14 protein-coding genes are annotated in these 17,458 nt (G+C 37.4%); 4 read left to right on the plus strand and 10 right to left on the minus strand.

The annotated features are described in order from the left end of the window. Nucleotides 1–6: 6 nt before the first annotated feature. From JFU50_RS06545 to JFU50_RS06565, 5 genes are all read right to left on the minus strand, one after another. The gene (locus tag JFU50_RS06545; RefSeq protein ID WP_056522225.1) at nt 7–729 is read right to left on the minus strand and encodes an amino acid ABC transporter ATP-binding protein; all 723 of its coding nucleotides are present in this window, start codon (nt 727–729) and stop codon (nt 7–9) included. After that, nucleotides 726–1,382, minus strand: a complete 657-nt coding sequence (locus JFU50_RS06550) for an amino acid ABC transporter permease (protein ID WP_201222142.1) — start codon at nt 1,380–1,382, stop codon at nt 726–728. The genes JFU50_RS06545 and JFU50_RS06550 overlap by 4 nt, the downstream gene beginning before the upstream one ends. A 78-nt stretch (nt 1,383–1,460) precedes the next feature. Next, nucleotides 1,461–2,282: a basic amino acid ABC transporter substrate-binding protein gene (locus JFU50_RS06555; protein WP_053344464.1), complete on the minus strand. Its 822-nt coding sequence runs from the start codon at nt 2,280–2,282 to the stop codon at nt 1,461–1,463. A 335-nt stretch (nt 2,283–2,617) separates the two neighbouring features. Then, nucleotides 2,618–3,637 (minus strand): AI-2E family transporter, encoded by a 1,020-nt coding sequence (locus tag JFU50_RS06560; RefSeq protein WP_309558543.1) that lies wholly within the window; start codon nt 3,635–3,637, stop codon nt 2,618–2,620. 238 nt (nt 3,638–3,875) lie between these two features. After that, the gene (locus JFU50_RS06565) at nt 3,876–4,106 is read right to left on the minus strand and encodes an excisionase family DNA-binding protein (protein WP_098174491.1); all 231 of its coding nucleotides are present in this window, start codon (nt 4,104–4,106) and stop codon (nt 3,876–3,878) included. A gap of 654 nt (nt 4,107–4,760) precedes the next feature. Between JFU50_RS06565 and JFU50_RS06570 the strand changes: the two genes are divergently transcribed. Next, nucleotides 4,761–5,708 carry a hypothetical protein gene (locus JFU50_RS06570; protein ID WP_201222144.1) on the plus strand — a complete coding sequence of 316 codons (948 nt, stop codon included), beginning with the start codon at nt 4,761–4,763 and terminating at the stop codon, nt 5,706–5,708. A 220-nt stretch (nt 5,709–5,928) separates the two neighbouring features. Here JFU50_RS06570 and JFU50_RS06575 read toward each other — a convergent pair whose 3' ends face one another. Both JFU50_RS06575 and JFU50_RS06580 read right to left on the minus strand, forming a co-directional pair. Next, nucleotides 5,929–10,614: a hypothetical protein gene (locus tag JFU50_RS06575; protein WP_201222146.1), complete on the minus strand. Its 4,686-nt coding sequence runs from the start codon at nt 10,612–10,614 to the stop codon at nt 5,929–5,931. Between the two features lie 202 nt (nt 10,615–10,816). Further along, on the minus strand, nt 10,817–12,013 hold the full coding sequence (locus JFU50_RS06580; RefSeq protein ID WP_201182850.1) for an MFS transporter: 1,197 nt from the start codon (nt 12,011–12,013) through the stop codon (nt 10,817–10,819). Between the two features lie 469 nt (nt 12,014–12,482). On the opposite strand from JFU50_RS06580, the gene JFU50_RS06585 reads away from it, so the two are divergent. The 3 genes from JFU50_RS06585 (at nt 12,483) to JFU50_RS06595 (ending at nt 15,739) form a co-directional block, all read left to right on the plus strand. Beyond that, the gene (locus JFU50_RS06585) at nt 12,483–13,853 is read left to right on the plus strand and encodes a hypothetical protein (protein WP_201222148.1); all 1,371 of its coding nucleotides are present in this window, start codon (nt 12,483–12,485) and stop codon (nt 13,851–13,853) included. Between the two features lie 516 nt (nt 13,854–14,369). Further along, complete coding sequence (locus JFU50_RS06590) at nt 14,370–14,558, plus strand: hypothetical protein (protein WP_201182855.1); 189 nt, start codon at nt 14,370–14,372, stop codon at nt 14,556–14,558. A 209-nt stretch (nt 14,559–14,767) separates the two neighbouring features. Next, a complete protein-coding gene (locus JFU50_RS06595) occupies nt 14,768–15,739 on the plus strand; it encodes a bile acid:sodium symporter family protein (RefSeq protein WP_201222150.1) in 972 nt (323 codons plus the stop codon). Between the two features lie 48 nt (nt 15,740–15,787). Here the strand turns inward: JFU50_RS06595 and JFU50_RS06600 are convergent, their stop codons facing one another. The 3 genes from JFU50_RS06600 to JFU50_RS06610 are packed head-to-tail and all read right to left on the minus strand — an operon-like array spanning nt 15,788 to nt 17,446. Further along, on the minus strand, nt 15,788–16,582 hold the full coding sequence (locus tag JFU50_RS06600; RefSeq protein ID WP_201222152.1) for a DUF4097 family beta strand repeat-containing protein: 795 nt from the start codon (nt 16,580–16,582) through the stop codon (nt 15,788–15,790). Continuing rightward, nucleotides 16,575–17,129: a DUF1700 domain-containing protein gene (locus JFU50_RS06605; RefSeq protein WP_201182861.1), complete on the minus strand. Its 555-nt coding sequence runs from the start codon at nt 17,127–17,129 to the stop codon at nt 16,575–16,577. Before JFU50_RS06605 ends, JFU50_RS06600 begins: the two co-directional genes overlap by 8 nt. Further along, nucleotides 17,126–17,446 (minus strand): PadR family transcriptional regulator, encoded by a 321-nt coding sequence (locus tag JFU50_RS06610; protein ID WP_056522239.1) that lies wholly within the window; start codon nt 17,444–17,446, stop codon nt 17,126–17,128. The genes JFU50_RS06605 and JFU50_RS06610 overlap by 4 nt, the downstream gene beginning before the upstream one ends. Between the last annotated feature and the right edge of the window lie 12 nt (nt 17,447–17,458).

Below are 17,458 nucleotides of genomic sequence, written 5' to 3' on the forward strand. Positions count from 1 at the left end.
CTAATATTAGAGCACTTTGCTCAAAAAGGCTTTAGTTCTTTCCTGCTGCGGATTATCAAAAATCTCACTTGGAATATTTTCTTCGATAATAAAGCCCTCGTCCATGAAAATCACACGATCACCAACTTCTTTAGCAAACCCCATCTCATGGGTCACTACGACCATTGTCATACCTTCTTTAGCCAATTGCTTCATAACCTCAAGCACTTCACCGACCATTTCCGGGTCTAGAGCAGAAGTCGGTTCATCAAACAACATGATTTTGGGTTCCATTGCCAATGCCCTTGCGATTGCCACACGTTGCTTTTGTCCACCCGATAATGAATCCGGATAGGCGTTCGCTTTCTCAGCAAGTCCTACTTTCTTAAGTAGTTCCATGCCTCTTTGTGATGCCTGTTCTTTGGAAACTTTACGAACCTTTAGCGGCGCAAGCATAATGTTATCAATAACTGTTTTATGCGGAAATAAGTTGAAATGCTGAAATACCATGCCAACTTCAGTGCGTACTTTATTGATATTGACCTTCTTATCTGTCGTATCAAGTCCCTCTATGAAAATATGTCCTCCCGTTATCGTTTCAAGTTGATTAATACACCTGAGAAAAGTAGACTTACCAGACCCTGAAGGCCCAATCACCACAACTACCTCCTGTGGGGCAACGATTGCATTGATATTCTTTAATACCTCGTTATCTCCAAATGACTTTTTTAAATTCTCGACCTTAATCATTCTGTTTTCAACCTGCTTTCGAGTCTATTTAATACGAAACTTAAAATAAGGGTCAGGAAAAGATAGATAAAGGCACAAGCCAAATACGGCTCCCAAACTTTAAAGTACTGCCCCCCCATCGCTTTTCCCCAATACATTAATTCGGGGGCTGCAATGACACAAAGGAGGGAGGAATCTTTTAATAATACGATGAATTCATTTCCTAACGGAGGGATCATACGTTTGAATGCTTGAGGTAAGACAACATGAATCATTGTTTGAGTATGGGTCATTCCCAACGAACGAGCCCCTTCCATTTGTCCTTTATCAATGGATTGAATTCCTGCACGGAATATTTCCGCAATATAAGCCGCTGCATTTAAAGACAAAGCAATGACTCCCGCTGTGATTGCGTTCGTCTTCCCAGTAAAAAAGGGCACAATACCAAAATGGATTAAAAAAATCTGAACTAATAGCGGAGTTCCACGAAAAACCGTGACATAACAGTAAAATGGAAATGCGAGCACCTTGTTTCTCATTATTTTCCCTAAACCTATCAGTAACCCTAAAAAAGTTCCGATGAGAATAGAGGAAACCGATAGCCCAATTGTGAGTATCGTTCCCTTTAATAAGAAAGGAGCATATTCAAAAATAATGTCCCAGCGAAAATTCATTCTGTTCCCCCCCTAAAGACCAAAAAAACTGCGTAACTTCACACGTAAAGTTACGCAATTTTTTATTATTAATTTGTTTTATTGCTGTGCTTTTAACGTTTCAACATCTGGTTCTGTGCCGAACCATTCTTTATAGATTTCTGCATACTTTCCATTCTCATAAATAGCATTGACGGCTTTATCAAAATCAGCTTTCAACTCGCTACCTTTTGGGAACATAAGACCATAAAATTCCTGATCAAAACTGCTGCTATCTTCAACAACTTTCAGCTTTTGGTCAGGGTTATTTTTCACATATTCTTCAACAACGGTATTGTCCGCTACTACCGCTTCAGCTCCGCCTTGTAATAATTCCTGAATGGCCAGGTTATTATTTTCGAATTTTTTGATGTCTTTATGATTTTTCCCAAGAAGTGACTCGACTGCTTCCTGTCCAGTTGTAGCTGTTTGAACAGCAATAACCTTTCCTTTCAATTCTTTCCCTGATTTTATATCACTTTTCTCAGGAACTAAGATTTTGTTTGTGGATAAGAAATAAGGCACCGAAAAATCATACGATTGTTTTCTCTCATCATTTACTGTAATTGCAGATATCCCTACATCCGCTCTTTTAGACTCGATTTCCACAAAAATCGGATCCCAGCCAACATGCTCAACTTTCACTTTATAACCGGCTTCTTTTGCAACAGCATTGATAAAATCAACATCGAATCCAACAACTTTATCGCCTTCTAGATATTCAAATGGAGCATATGCTGCATCCGTCACGATCCTAAGTGTTTTCCCATTTGCTTCTTCTTTTTCGCTAGTTGTCGTTACTTCCTTTTCTTTCCCGCATCCAGTCATAATCAGTAACAAAGAAACTACCATGGCAAACATTAAAAACGAAACTTTTTTCAAAATAATCCCCTCTTCTCTCTTTTAAAGAACGCAAACAAATCAAATTAGAAAGAATATTCAGTATTTTCACTTAAAAATATTATACGTTTATTTGTTTTTTTATGCAATAAAAAGTCCGTAAATAACTTTAGTAAAATAAAATTTTATCCAATTAACTCAAAAAACCAAGAATTTAAATAGGCTTTAATTATAAAAACGGCAGACATTTCCTCATTTATTAAGTAATTATTGAAATTATATTGAAAACAGATATTAGAACTATTAGCCAGATTTTAAATAGGAAACAAAAATAAGCAGCAACCTCATTAGCTTGGTCGCTGCTTACTTAAATTTATTTAGGGCACTTCTTTAATCCCCTCTTCAATATCTAACATATCTAATAGGAAGATAAAGATCGGAATCCCAATGATCAAACCCCATATCCCAAGAAAATGCTCGGAAAACAGAAGAATGATGAAGGTGAAGAACGTTGGCAGATTTGTTTTTGCCGACATGAATTTTGGATTTAAAATATAGCTTTCAAGTGCATGTATAATCCCAATCATAACAAACACAGCAATAACCTTTGGCATACCGCCGATACTGTAGGCAATCATGCTAAGTGGAATTAGGGAGATAATAACTCCTGCAACTGGAATCAACCCTAGGAAGAAAATCATAATTCCAAGACCGATCAACTGTGGAAACCCAAGAATCCATAAGAAAGTTACTGAAAGGACTGCATTCGTAATGGCAATTAAGAACTGGACCTCAATTACCTTTCCAAATGAATTGATAAATTTTACTCCAAAGTGACCAAGGTTTATAAAGAAGGATTTGAATTTACCTCGCTTAAATTTAGAAGTAAAGCGAATAATTTTATCTCTTTCCAATAAGAAAAACAGACTAAGCAGTATGGAAAGGAAAATCTGTAATGCCAGTTTACCGAAATCAGATACATAAAGATAGAGCGTATTCATCTGTTTTTGAAGATCGAGCGGCGATTCAGTCTCGTTCATTAAACTAATGGCGTATTGAATGACCCGACTATCGGGTGGATGTTGAAAGAAAAAAACAATCTGTGTTACTAATTCTGTAAATTGCAACGTAATGACCGGCAAATATTTATAAAGAACGATGGCTAAACAAGAAATGACGACTATATATAAAAAGCTTATGACAACTTTAGAGTTAATACGCATCACTTTATTTAGTCGAATCATGATAAATTGTTCCAGCCTTCCCATTAGGAAAGTGAAAACAAATGTGAATAATACAATATTAACCATACTTCCAATACTTATTAGAAACAGGACTAACACTATTAATGTAATTAACCTTGAAAAACCTTCACTTTGTAAATACTCTTTTACCACTTACCTATCTCCTAACTACCATTCTGCCGTGATAATTCCTTCTACATGTATTTTACACGGAATTGAGGGATTCTACTACAATTACCTTCCATTGAAGACAAAATTATTTGAATGATCAGTAAGTCTTATTGAGAGGAGGTTAGATTATTATTCCAGACTCACTTTTTTAGAACATCCACTGACTTCAACGACGATTTAGGTCTATATTTTTAAAAAACATCTGCCAATAAGGCAGATGCTAATCTTCATCTTTCACATCGATATCTTCTGGGATGGGTTCACTATAATAGTCCGCTAATTGCTTCTTATATTTTTCCATCTGTTCCAGATGCGTATTAAACTGCTCTTTAAAAATTAAATACTGCTCACCATCATAGACGGTGCGAATTTTATTTTGAACAATCATGCTTTCTATATAAGATTCCGGCATTGATAAATATTCCGCAGTCTCTTTTACTGTCAAGTACATGCCTTCACCCCTTTTCCTCTTAACTATACTAGATAAGAGTCTTCATTTGAAGTGCCTAATCCATACAAATACATGGGCCTTCTCAATTTGAGAGGCCATTAACTTATTACAAAGTGACTTTTACCGTTTTTGCATTTCCAGTTTTATCGAATGCACCGACAGATAGCTTAGAGTTTTCTTTTGTTTTTAACGCCACTTTATCCGTTTCTTTTTTATCTTCAGTCGCTTTTTAAAGTACTTTGTACCCTGCTTTAACCCTCATTTTTACCTTTGCCTCGATTTTACCTAAAACGAATTGGCAAGAACTAGTTTTTACGAAGGTTGGGGTTTCTATGGCGGTTAGATCTTTTACGGTTGCTATTATTGGAGTAATTTGATATTTTTTATCCCATCCAACCATGTGGTCCAAACTTTTGTTCCAGTCTTTTGTTTATCGATTTATTAACCTTTACTTGAATTTGGGTCAGTTTCCCTGCTTCACGCAAGTATGTAAAGGGGTGAAAGGACGATGTCTAAACCTCAGTCTCAGAAAAATTCAACCTATGAATAAATGGCTATCTCAAAAACAAATCACAGTAATAACTTACAAACCCTTCCAATAACATGTAAGATAATACTAAGTGATAGATCTATAGATTAAGAGGAGTTGACCAAATGACCTTATTTTATGTAATACTTGCGGCAATTTTCGCTGTCCTTCTAGTCATTGTTGTGAAACGGCGAAGTGAGCCAGCTAGAATAGAGCGGTATCAAAATGAATTTGGTAAATTATATACGGACACTTTTGACGTGGAAATAACCGAAATTGTACCAGAAGCATTAATCGTACAGCTTAACAAAGCACTGGATTACGATTATATGGAAAAGGTCAATACAGAATTCCGGCTGAAGTATCCCCGAAACTCACAGGAAAGGGTTAATGAGCTGTGGCGCGAATTTAAACGCTACTTGATTATGGCTGCTGTGTTTGGCAAAGTTGAAATGTTTAATGAGGTCATCGATGAGCTATGGCATATCATGCTGAATTACAAACAGGAATATGATGATTTTTGCCAGACATTCATTGGCCAACCCATTCAGCATAATCCCCACTCACAGCCTGTTTTTAAACCTGAAGAACGCACGCTGTTTGATTTTTACTATGTACAACTGTTTACGGTTGATTCAAGTTCGATTCAAAAATGGGGGAAATTTTTCAAGCATGATAAAGGAAAAGGATTGCTCCATGAATTCGAAACGCTGGAGTTGGAACAGTTAAAGGAGAAATATATGCGTACTCCTACAAGTATAGAAGCGGAACAGACCTTTGAATGTTTCACCTCCCTTTTTAAAGAAAATCGTCCGAAAATAGTATTAGATTGGCGGGAAAGATACGATCAAACAGACTATGCTGCTCCTGCCTACTTCATCTATGCCAGTTCCGATAATCATGATACAGACTTTAATGATATTTTCGGGGTGAAAGCAGCCACTACCTCCTCTGACTCAATCAATGTTAATCATGGTGGAGATCATAGCAGCACCTATGACAGTGGTTCGAGTTCTAGTTCTGGTTCTGATTCTTCTTCTAGCTGTTCTTCGTGCAGCTCGTGCTCGTCATGAAATTTTTGTTATATAGTTCCGATATGCAGAGAAAAATTAAGCGCTTGGGTCTATTATTTTCTAGTCACCCGAAATATGAATTTCATCAATAATAGATGCACCAATGTTAAAGTGCCCCCTTTACTAAAGGAGGCACTTTAACTGAATCATACTGAAAATTTCATTTCTTACTCCTTCAAGTAAAAGCCTTTGGCTACTGCCTTAGTTTAGTTAAGCTCTATTAATTCCATCGATTGAACCAATTTTTAATTCTTTGTTTATTTTTCTCAAGAACTTCCTTCGATGTCCTATTATCTTTTTGTTTTTTCCATTCAAAAAAGGAAGCAATTCCGATAAGCACCCCTCCGCCGATGATTAAATACAGCCACCATGGCATCTCACTCCACATCGAATTCGTATTCATATAAATATTGAATAAAATTGTCCCGGTCCCTACTATGAAATACGATTTGTATTTCATCATGAATCCGAAGAGCAATGCTGATAATGAAATCGTTCCGATAATAAGCGCATCATTTAAGGTATTGCTCGCCATTGCATCGCCTATCAAGACTAAAAACAAGAGAAAGACAATTCCAATCTCGATATATTGCGTAGTTTTGCCTTTAACAAAGATTTTCCTCAATAATATAGTACTGACAATAAACAGTGGCAGAATCTCGGTCTCTACCTCGAGGACAGCAGGAATCGAAAATTGATTGATGATGACCCAATACGGATACAAACTAAGCAATATGGCGGCAGCCAAATAGATTTTTCTTTCCATTCGATCAGTCGTCGTGCTTCTTATCAAGATGAAATAGGCCGCAATCAGAAGTGCTACGAAAACTTCTAGAATGAAATGTACTGATCCACTCATCAGAACCTCTATATTCATTGCAAAAAGAAACAGCAACCCATATACCCGGTAAAAATCCATACTAAGGCCAATTTCGCTTTTCGTTAGTATCCCTTTAAAATATCTCTTGCTTAGTATCACCATTATGGTCGTACATCCGAAAAGGACCGTGATGCCAATCGGAAGAGCTAACGTGTCTGCATACTTAATGATGATCCAATACGGATACAAACTTAGAATTCCAGCAAGCCATACATAGATATCTCTTTCCTTCACATTACTTGTAAAGCTTTTCATCAGGATGAAGTAGCCCGTTATCAAGAGTGATACAAAGACTTGCAGTAACTGATATGTCGTTTCATTCACTAGTACTTCTCTATTCATGGCCAGCAAAAATAAAAGACCATAAATCCGGAAAGCATCAATCGTTGCGCCTGTTTCTTCTTTCTTAATCAATACTTTGAAATAGCGACGGCTTAGTATTACCATTCCTAACATACAGATGAAAAGAACAATCAATCCTAATACAATCGAAAGGGTGTGAACATAGTTCATAATGCTTAAGAAAGGATACAGACTGACGATTGCTGCAATATTGGAGTAGATTTTCCGTTCATTTAGTTCGCCTGTAAAGCTTCTCAGTAATATGAAGTAGCCCGTTATCAAGAGCGATACTAAGACTTGAAGCACCTGATATTTGGTTTCATTCGTAAACACTTCCACATTCATATCAATCAAAAATAACAAACCGTAAATCCTAAAAGGATCAATTGTGGTGCCTGATCCGTTCTTCTTGATTAGTCCTTTGGAATAGCGTCTGCTTAGCAACAACATCCCTATCATACAGACGAAAAGAACAGCCATACTCGTAAAAATCGGGAGTCTGTGCGCGTAATCTTGGATGTTCATAAACGGATATAGGCTGACGACAGTCGCTATACCTGAATAGATGTTTCTTTCCTTCGCTTGAATTGAAAAGCTTCTCATCAGGATAAAGTAGCTCGGCAACAATAGTGAAACGAAAATTCCTAGGATTTCATAACCTGTTTCGGTCATTAAAAATTTCACATTCATATAAATCAAAAATAACAAGCCGTATACCCTATAATAATCAATGAACCTCGTTTTACCTTCTTGTTTAATTAGCCCTTTAAAATAGCGACGGCTAGCAAATACCATCACAGCTGCACATGCAAACAGTACAACTATCCCCATAACCAGAGGTAAACTATTTACAAACATCGCATAGAAAATGAAAGCGAGGCTAAGAGGAACCACAACAAAGTTCTGCCAATTCCTTCTTATGAGCAGATACCAGGAAAACACAATCTGTACAGTCACAAACCCCACCCAAATGATCTCCCGATTTAGTGGGACATCACGGATTGCCGTTTCAAATATCGAAACACTGACCGCCAAATGAATGAATGGAATGAGGTAATATTCCATGATATCTTTCCAGTTCTTATTAGATACTGCCCATAGAATGGCAATGATTCCTGCTGTAATCATCAAGCAAATCGAAGTAACAAATTTTATTTGTTCCACGTTGGCTAAAAACAGAAGCACCTGTAAGAAAAGCACTGAAAACCCAAGGTACGTAAAGACGTATTTTTCCCATTTCACTTTCGTACGCAAGGCACTTAAGATATATATCAATAGCTGCGTAACATATAGAAACGGCGAGCTATTCGTATGGACAATGAGTAAACATCCAACAGGTATCGCCACTAAATTTGCAAGATGGCTGGAGTAAAGAAAGTATAGTCTCCCATTTTTTGAATATTTCCCAAGCCATTCTCCTACAATGAAAAAGATAAAAGGACCAAACAACGCGAAACCAATCTTAAATATCACCTGGTTAAAATCAAAAACATCGTAAAGCGAACCATATAGGCTGGCACTTGTAATAATAACGGGCAGCCAGAATATATGTTTCCGATGTACATGAACAGACCATACGTTTATTGCAGTCGCCATAGTAATTAAACCCGTTACACCCATTGGATTCAACTCACTGTATGGAATCAGTATAAAAGCAAGGAAGGAAAGAATCTGTCCACTATAGGTAAAGACAGGAAAGAATATTGGAAATCTACTCTTTAAAGCGTAGGCCGCTCCGATTGAAATCAGTGCTGTCCCCATTAAATAAAGGCTGACAGTGATATTTGAACTGACCCAAACACTACCTTCCAACAAATATGGATAGAAGGCAACCAACGCTAATACGAAAGAAATCGGAAATCCATATACGGCTGTTTCCATCATAGATTTTGTATCATCTTTTACATAGGTAATAAAGAAAAGTCCAGAAATCAGGACGAGAGCTGCACTAACAGCAAGCCAATCCATTTCAATCAATTTACTAGTTAATACCCCCACCATTATCATTGGAGAGATAAATAAGACACTTTGCTTAAATAGACTGTAGCTTGGGTGGCGATTATATAAATACAGCCCAATATACTTGAAAACCTGAAGCACGAATATTAGATTTAAAACAGTAGTAAACGAGAATTGAAAAGCAAAGCAAAGATATACAAATGCTAAATTAAAAACAACAACAGCTGGATACGTGAAGCTCGTATTTTTCGATTGAAGTGAAACATAGACAAACTGAGCAGATAGTATCATAAGCGCAACAAAAATTTGCGCATAGTTTTCCTGATAAACCATCGCGTTTATATATAAAAAAACGATTCCGCTCTCAATCAAACTGGTAAACATAAAGTTCTTAGATAACTTAGGCTCCTTTGCTTTAGCCATATAAGTCGAAAGCGCCATAAAAATGATTGGCACAAGTGCAAAAGCAATGACCATGAATTCATTGAAAAATGAATTATAAACAAAATGGATATATCCGTAAGTGAAGATAGCACTAAAAGCAATTTCATAATATTTCTTTTGAAATTTGACTGCAAAAATTAAAAACAAAACAGAAATGACAATCAATGTTATCGAATAAACCAGGTTACTTGAAAATAATGTCAAAATAACAAAGGTTTCCACAATGATTTTAAACAGGATGAATTGAAAAATGAACGGTTTGAATAACACTAATTTATTCCTATTTTTCAACCGTTCAACATTCCATAAAAGCAATAGATTAAGGACACTAACCGTCAAAAACATCCACTCAATCGTTGGAGTCGCAAAAGCAAAACCGAAGTAACAGGTAACAGCAAACGTTAATATGGATATGATAATGAATATTTTTGACTTAAAGTAATCAGCAATCTTGAAATATATGCCAAAGCAAAGTAATCCTCCAAGAAAACCAAGTAGAGCCCGCCCTTCACCATTAAGCGATAAGTACTCTCCAAATATCTGATAATATGAAGCTGATAAAATCGTAATTGGAATAAATAATCCTGCAAGCGTCAGGAAAGCAAAAGCCGTCTGCTTAATTTTCAGCTTCCAGGCGATAAAGGCCATTCCCGTGAAAACGACGGATACCATTCCTATGAAAAACACCTTCAGAACCGCATTCAAATTCCCCCATGATGAGGTTGCCAAAATTAAACCTCCAAATAGAAGTAAAATTACCCCCGTGAGCAGGACGACAGAGATATTCCGTTCCCGGATTTGCTCGGGTGTTCTCTTTTGCTTTATTGGTTGAACAGGCTTCTCCTGCTTGATTACCCGCTGTTGATTAACAGGTTTCCTTTCAGGGATGCTCGCGATGACCAGTTCAGGTCTTTCTACTATAACTGGTTCGTTAGGGACATCCGAAACCTTCTTATCATTCATTATTGATTCGTCAAATATAGGTATCCCTTGTACTCCTTCTTGATGTGATTCTTCATCTATAACAAGGTTATCCTGAACCTTCTTCTCAGCTGCCTCACTTTTCAATATTGTCTCTGCTTTGAGACTAGCTTGCTTTTTTTCATTATCTAATCGTTTTTGTTTATAAAGGGCTCTTTGAAAATGCCGATCATACGCCCTGCTAATACGTATATATTCTGTTTTTGGGATGAGCCGCCTTTCCCATAAAACTTCAAGCTCTTCTTGGAAAATCTGCTTCCTTCTTTCTAATGTCATTTCTTGATTTGAAGAATCATCCATCCAAAGATTCCCCTTCCTTCACTTAGACCTTATATTATCGTATGTATAATCTCTTTTAGATAATAACAAAGTTTTTCCATTTTTTATATATTTAGTATCCAAGTCGGATAACCCCTTAAATCTACCAAAAACCATTTCCATTCAATCGGACAAATTTTGCTACAAAAAAAAGATAACCCCTCAATGGAGTCATCCAAAATTTCTATACTATTTTTAACTTACCCTCACTTCTAACAATCCAAAAATAAACTATAATCGAAATGAAAATCGAGACAGCTGCTGTGACATAGATACTCCGATAGCCGAAAAGGTAGCCAATCTGTCCGAAAACAATAGCTCCTATACCAACTCCAAGGTCGAAAAATGAGAAATAAGTGGCATTTGCCATCGCTTTACGATTGGGTGCTGTTTTTTCAATCGACCATGCCTGCAAGGCCGGCTGAACTGAACCGAATCCAAATCCATAAAGCACCGCAGCTATATATAGTACCGCTTCACTTGGCATCCAAGCTAACAGGAGCATACCTGTCATGATGAGCACTGTTGATGGCACAAAGATTGCCCGGTGGCCTCTTCTGTCATATAATCGGCCAGAGAATAATCTCGTGACCATGAGAGCCATTGCATAAAGCAAGAAGTACCACTGAATTCCACTCACACCTTTTTCTGCTGTATAAAGTGGCAGGAAAGTTGCGATTCCGCCAAATGTAACGGAAATAAAGAAAATAAGTAGAGATGGCTGCAGGGCACTTTTCTCATAAATATCAAACCTCTTTGCAGCCACAGCAGTTAACGGATTTATTTCCACTTTTTGATATCGAATCATCGATCCCATTATTACAGCAAACAATCCTAACAAAGAACAAATCAGAAACAGCTCTTGAAATGGAAGGACTGTAACTAGAAAAAGCCCCAGTGATGGACCGAATGCGAGTGCTAGATTGCCCGATAATCCGTAATACCCCATCCCTTCGCCACGGCGTTTGGCCGGAATTATATCAGAGGCGATGGTGCCTGAAGCTGTTGAAGAAAAACCCCAGCCGACTCCCTGTACAATGCGCATTAAAAATAACAATCCGATGCTCCCCATAAAACCGAAGGAACCCACGGATATAGCGAAAATGGCTAACCCGATAAGAAAAACAATACGTCTTCCTTTCGTTTCCAATAATTTTCCGGCAATTGGCCGAACAAGCAGAGCGGAAAATGTAAAAATCCCTAGGACAGCCCCTACTAGGCGATCGTCCCCTCCAAGCTGCTCAACAAACAGCGGGATGGTTGGCATCGTCATTTGGAAACCCATGAAAATACACAGATTTGCCAAACAAATCATGATAAAGTCACGTGTCCATATTTTATCAGAACCTCTTACCCTCTCATCCACTAAGGTTTCCCTCATTTTCCTTCACCTTCTAATCCAAATAGTTATTGCCAGTTTACTAAAAATAGATACAATAAGCGAATGATTTATTTCGTGTTCCTAAATAAAATTCAAAATGATAAGCCCAGCTTGAAACTGGACCAAGTTTTCTAATCTTCATGAACATAAAAGAATGATATGTACATACACAAAAATCTCATGATTTAGGAGTAATGTATGTTTTTACATTAGCGTTTATTCTATCCCCTAAGAAGCATATGGTATGTTACCCATCTGTATGCGCACTTACTATTTCTTTACTGGCTGCACCTGCCTTTCCAATTGTTAAGGTTCCCATAATATCTGCATTCACTAAATTCATTTTAGGCATCGTTTTCTTTGCCTCCATTTTTTTTTTTTAAGACATGCTACTTTTTCCTTTTAAAAGTTTATATAGACTGTGAAAGAAAAATAGCCTTTGACTTGTGAAAAAAAGGAGCCGAAAACAATGATTTATGAAGAAACCTACCGATATTTAATACGCCATGTATCCTCCAAGGAGTTCGACACATGTTTATATTCCCTCCTTCATATGGATTGGGATGGTGTGATTCAGAGTCCCCTCCACAAAATGGCTAAAGGGATTGGAACGACTGAAAAATATCTGAAAAAGATCATCAAGAAATTTTCATCCCCACAAGTTGGCTGCGGCCGAAAAATCTTCCTTCCCATTCAACAGGAGATAACAAAATATAAATTCAATCTCGGGCCGACAGGCAGTCTCAGCTTCAACAGTAAAAAGGACCGATACTGTAAAAAATACCGTTTCTTCTATAGTAATGCCTTCCGAAGCCTATCCCTGCCCTCCAAGAGACTCATGCTCATGGCAGCATTCAATATGTCTGTCAATAAATCTGAAGAAGTCTCGCTGCACTACGATGAAATTGTCCATTCAGAATGTTCCCTTTTCAAAAGACAGGATGTACTTGATGCCATGGAAACAGTTGACCAAACATTAGGCGACATGGTAACCTTCACTATTGCCAGCTCCGTTTTCACACGGAAAGAAATCATTTTAGCTTCTTTCAAAGAAGGAATGTTGAAGGATTATCTTGAAAATCGTACGGAGAGGATGTTGGTACGGAAAACAATTTATGAAGCAGGATTCCTTGAATATATAGAAGATAAAGTCTGTATGGAGCTAGAACGGGTCGGAAAATATATCTACCGTTCGTTTCTTAAAGCTGCACATGGACCTATAAAAGATGATTTGTTAAAACTGGCTCGATTTGTGTATAGCACTTCACTTAAAAAGTTAGGTAAAGTCCTGTCAAACAAAAAGCATCTATTAGCCGATCCAAAACAGGCTTCCGCTTATTTTAGTACAATCGTTTATAATGAAGTACTGGAACAATTGGCCACGTATGCACACCAGGCTGCCTGCATTAAAAACTTAATGGAGCGCGAACACTTGCACCGCGGAATTTCGGAGGGATCTTTAGCGAGAAATGTGGATTATATAGAAGTGAATGAGCATATTGATATGATCCGTGTGAAGCATGACAAGGCGTTTAAGATTCATAGAACACTAAGCATATGGTGTGAAGATTGGGTGATCTCACGCGTGAATTCTGTCATAGTAGGTACAGAAGATACTGATCAAAAGTCTATACGCGGAAAACAGCGAATTCTAAAAAAGGATCAGTCTATTTCCGATTATCTCAACACACTTAAAAAGCATACATACGAACAACTTGAGAAACATAGTACGATGTACCAAAATGTAAATAATAACGAATCCGTCCTAGATGTATTGAAACAGAAAAAAGAAGCTATACGATCCTATTTTGCTATCCAAAAAGATCATATGAAAAATTAGGATAAAATATGGCTAACAGAAACACTGGCTTTTGGGCGAGTGTTTTTTGTCATGCATAAAAATTCCTTTCTCCATTCCACTCCAATACCTATTCCCTTATGTAGCTGCCTCCCTCCCTTTTTCTGATTTTGAGGACTGATAATTTTGAAGTTGTTCTGTGAATTAGCTTTTCCCTGACTGTAGACACCCTTCATCCAGGTGTGCATTGAACTCTTTATACTGTGAATAGTGCCTTACATGCTGTGGATAACTAAATGATGCTCTTCTTTCCCCTGATAGATTCTATTCGAATCAGTCATACCAAGGCTTTCGGCAAAAAAGTTATTAAAGGGTCTAAAGAAAGGGTCTAAATCACTTTACTAACAAAGGAACTAAGAATGGTTATGATTAAGGGGATGAATGTAGGCCCCCCTTTTCCTCATAAAGAAGATCATCTTTTCAAAGTAAAGTTTATGATTTCTACTTTCATAAAAAAAGGAAAATAATGAAGATACTCAAGAAACAAGAAGCTATTCCATGGTTTCACGAATTACAAAAGCATATGGAATGCCTGACCGTATTGAAGAAACGAAAAAAATAAAGCTCCTGCTTAAAATGTATATCCATTCCAAGGATACAAAGGTTTTCGACTCCAATGGATTTATTACCCATAATAAACAAAAAACTGTGGCAATTTTATTCCACAATATCAAAACCGCACCATAGCAAATTACCCCCGCTATGATAATATGAAAAACGAAAAGACTATCAGCACCTTCTATTATTATTAAAAACTTCGTTTGTTCTTCTCCACCTGATCTACAGATGATAGTGTGAAACTTCCTTTGCTGGGACTTTCACAGGGATTTTACATACATGATAGTACGAAGCAGCTTGCCTTTATCATCATACGTATTTGGCTAGGAGTGAAATTGTTGTTACAGAAGTTAAATCATTTTCTTGAAAAGGCTATGCCTTTTATCACGCCAACTGGTGTAGTGGTCGGCGTATTGCTTGCCAGTTATTTAGATTCCTATATATTCCTCGTCCCTTGGATTTTTGCATTTATTACATTTTCCGGAAGTTCAGGGTCGGATTTCAGTTCATTGAAGCGTATCGCTTCCAATCCCTTACCGATAATTGTGGTCCTTTGTATCCTCCATATTGTCATGCCAATTTGGGCTTGGCTACTTGGACACCTGGTGTTTCCTGGAGACAATCTGACCATAACTGGTTTAGTTCTAGGTGTTGTGATTCCAACTGGTGTTACCAGTTTGCTTTGGGTATCCATTTACAAAGGGAACACCCTGCTCACTTTGACGATTGTCTTAATCGATACGCTCTTGTCACCGATTATTGTGCCGTATAGCGTTGCTTTCTTCAGCGGAACATCGGTTGAAATGGATACCATGGCAATCATGAAAGGGTTAATCGTAATGGTTGTCATTCCTTCACTGATTGGGATGGTACTGAATCAGATTACCAAGGGAAAAATAAAACCGATGCTTGGACCGCGTTTAGCTCCCTTTTCTAAAATAGCACTTGGTATATGTGTGACCTTAAACAGCGCGAAAGTTGCTCCATATTTAAGTCATATCGATGCAAAATTAATCAAAATGGCTATTATGGTCTTCTTTATTGCCTTTTCTGGTTATCTATTATCCTGGATGGTCGGAAAATTCCTGAAGTGGGAAAAAGAAGAGATTATTACCGTCACCTATACAGGAGGTATGAGAAATATCGCTGCAGGAGCTGCTCTTGCCGTTGCTTATTTCCCTGCCGCCGTTGCTGTTCCTGTCATTCTCGGTACTCTTTTCCAACAAATACTCGCTTCCGTTTATGGTTCATTCTTAAACAGGTATTATCATAAGCCTAAGCCAGTTCAAGAAAATAAAATGGCTGCTTAACTGAAAAAAGCCGATTCCAACGGTATCGGCTTTTTTCTCGCTTTGTTGCTATTTTATTATCTCAATTTTCCCATTATTCGTTTCTAATTTAACCATGTTTTCACCTTTACCAATGACAACATTCCCCTCATATTTATTGAGAATATCGATTTTCCCATTATCAACATGAACATCAAAGGTTGTATTGGTCGGCTCCTTATCTGTTTTAATCATAATTTTGCCATTGTCACTTTCCAATTGAATATTCCGATCTAAGTCTTTTGTGACAAGGGAGATTTTGCCGTTATTCGAGGAACCTACCAGATTTCCCTCTACATTATTAAGATCTACTCTTCCGTTAGCAGATTTCACCTCTACTTTTTCGGTTACTATATCATTTAATTCAACTCGGCCATTTTGTGATTCCACGTTCAGATTCTTTATCTCCAGTTCAGCCATTTGCACTTTTCCATTATCACTTTTAACGACAAAGGACTTATAAGCCTTCTCGGGCACATACACTTTTAAATGTAATGATTGAATTTGAAACCCAAAGCTAAAGGAACGTTTATCTTTTAATTTTATCGCAAGCTTCTTTCCTTCCACATCTGCAGAAAAATTCAGCTTAGAAACATCCACACCTTTTGATACTAACTCTACACTAGTCTCAGTACCTGTCGTTGGGATAATTTCAACAGCTGCATTGTCAGAAATAACCTGAATGTCCGTTACCTCATCTGTAATCGATTTTTTCTCTGTAGTGGATTCCTTATCCGTCACTTGCGAAAATGTAAACAAACAGCCTACTACACCAACCAATAACAGAACAAGTGCAATAATCGATAATTTTTTAATATTAACCATGTTTCAAACCACCTTTCACAAGGGAAACGTTAAATTTCAAATAGCGAATAAATCCTTTAATTAAAGCACTTGTAGCGACAAACATCCCCATCGCTATGAATATTCCAATCCCGCAAAGTCCCAATGCAAAGAACAAATCAAATAATTGAAAGCTCCCTAAAATCAGATTAAGAAGTACGCCAAACGGAGCAAGAATGAATCCTATCGCTGATGCCCACCCTGCAATAACAACCCCTAGCAATGCAATAAAAGGTCCTAATACAATCACAATATTAAAAAATCCTAAACCAATAACTGCCCAAACAGCTCGCATGACATTTCCAGCGGAAGTCGTTTCCTCGACTTGACCAAGATGGTAGGATGCCAATAGTTCCTTGGAAATTTGTTTCGGGTTTCCAAGAGCTTCTGAAATTTCTTGCTCTGTTTTTCCTTTTTCCAACCCAATTTCGAAATACTCTTCATAATCTTGCAGGATATCCTGCCGTTCCTCTAGAGAAAGCCTTTTTAATGAGGCATCCAATTGTTTTAAGAATTCTTCTTTATTCATTGGCCCACACCTTCCTTGATTAATTGATTGACCCCATTAGAAAATTCGGTCCATTCTGTCAGCAATTCGTGAAGGTACTCCCGGCCTTTGTCAGTTAACTTATAATACTTACGCGGTGGCCCTTCAGTTGATTCTTGCAAATATGTCGTAAAATACTCTTCCTTCGTTAATCGTCGTAAAAGTGGATAAACCGAACCTTCCGATATTTCGATTTGATCTGAAATCTTCTGAACAAGTTCATAGCCATAACGGTCTTGCTTATCCAACAGCACAAGGACACACAGTTCCAAAACACCTTTTTTAAATTGTACATTCAATGTACCATCACT

The organism is Peribacillus sp. TH14 (assembly GCF_016651145.1).
In the GTDB taxonomy this organism is placed as follows: domain Bacteria; phylum Bacillota; class Bacilli; order Bacillales; family DSM-1321; genus Peribacillus; species Peribacillus butanolivorans.